The 1,440-nt window shown below is 47.2% G+C and carries 1 protein-coding gene; it reads left to right on the top strand.

Going from position 1 to position 1,440, the window contains the following annotated elements; translation table 11 throughout:
- Window positions 1–52 precede the first annotated feature (52 nt).
- Window positions 53–1,410, top strand: a protein-coding gene (locus CKK19_RS24845) for an IS3 family transposase (protein WP_105318584.1) whose coding sequence is annotated in 2 segments (ribosomal slippage) — window positions 53–515 and window positions 515–1,410 — 1,359 coding nt in all. Because the reading frame shifts where the segments join, the coding sequence is not laid out codon by codon here.
- The last annotated feature ends 30 nt before the right edge of the window (window positions 1,411–1,440 follow it).

The raw sequence follows: 1,440 nt of genomic DNA, 5'->3' as shown, positions 1-1,440 counted from the left end.
TGAAGTGAACCCCGAAAGTTGGACATCCAACGATTAGGGGTTTTGCGTTTCAATGGGCAGAAAAAAATACTCACCTGAATTCAAGCAGCAAGTCGTACTCCACTATCTGTTCAGCAGTGATGGTGCAAAGAAAACAGCGCGGTTGTTCGGCGTTGATCACGGAGCGGTCAGACGCTGGACTGAGCACTGGAAAGTGAATGGGATGGACAGTTTTACCATTCCTACCAGGGCTTACTCTGCCGAGTTTAAAGAGTCTGTCGTGCTCTGGATGCAGCAACACAACAAATCATCCCGGAAAGCTGCGGCGGAGTTTCGTATTGCAGCCGCTTGTACTGTCAGCAAATGGGAGCGTCTTTACCGTACTGGCGGTATCATTGCCCTACAGGATAAACCCAGAGGACGCCAGATGAAGTCAGGGAAGAACGAAACTTCAGATAAAGAACTTAATAATCCCCGTCCAGCGTTCCAGAACGCTGAGGAAGAACTTGAATACCTGCGTGTTGAGAATGCCTACCTAAAAAAGCTTCAGGCCTTGATTCGGGAAAAGCAGAAGACAAAGCAAAAATAATTACCGAATTGAGGCGAAACCATAACCTGAGAATGCTGCTTCATATAGCAGGATTACCTCGCAGCACGTACTACTGGCATGTCAAAGCAGATAGCCGTGGAGAGCGCTATGAGGGCGAACAGCAAAGAATAGCCGCACTGTTCCACTATCATAAAGGACGATATGGTTACCGGCGCATTACCCTGGCGTTGCGTAATGAAGGCTATGGCATTAATCATAAAACAGTACGGAAACTGATGCGCAAGATGGGGCTGGCCTCATGCCTGAGAAGCAAAAAGTATCAGTCATACAAAGGCACCTACGGTAAAGTAGCGCCAAATACCCTTGCACGTGATTTTAAGGCCAGCAGTCCAAACCAGAAATGGGTCACGGATGTGACAGAGTTCAACGTAAAAGGGACAAAGCTGTATCTGTCACCAGTGCTTGATCTGTATAACAGCGAGATAATAGCCTGGAATATGACGACGCATCCGGGAATGAATCTGGTCGAAAACATGCTCAGCAAAGCCGTCAAGAGGCTGAAACCGGGTGACAGACCGGTACTGCACTCTGATCAGGGTTGGCAGTATCAGATGGCACGGTATCAGGAGAAACTTAAAGCTAAAGGCATAGAACAAAGCATGTCGCGCAAAGGGAACTGTCTGGACAATGCAGTGATAGAAAATTTTTTTGGTCTGCTGAAAACAGAATGTTGGTACCACGAAGAGTTTGAAAATACAGACCATCTACGAAAAACGGTGGAAGAGTATATCCACTACTACAACAACGAACGAATCAAGCTAAAACTAAACGGCCTGAGTCCGGTACAATACCGAACCCAGGCCATGTCAGCCGCCAGTTAAGAACGTGTCCAATATATGGGGTTCACTTCA

It is taken from the genome of Enterobacter sp. CCUG 70166, assembly GCF_020224095.1.
Taxonomy (GTDB): domain Bacteria; phylum Pseudomonadota; class Gammaproteobacteria; order Enterobacterales; family Enterobacteriaceae; genus Enterobacter; species Enterobacter intestinihominis.
Note: the sequence above shows the minus strand (reverse complement) of the source record. Positions and strands in the feature narration are given on the sequence as shown.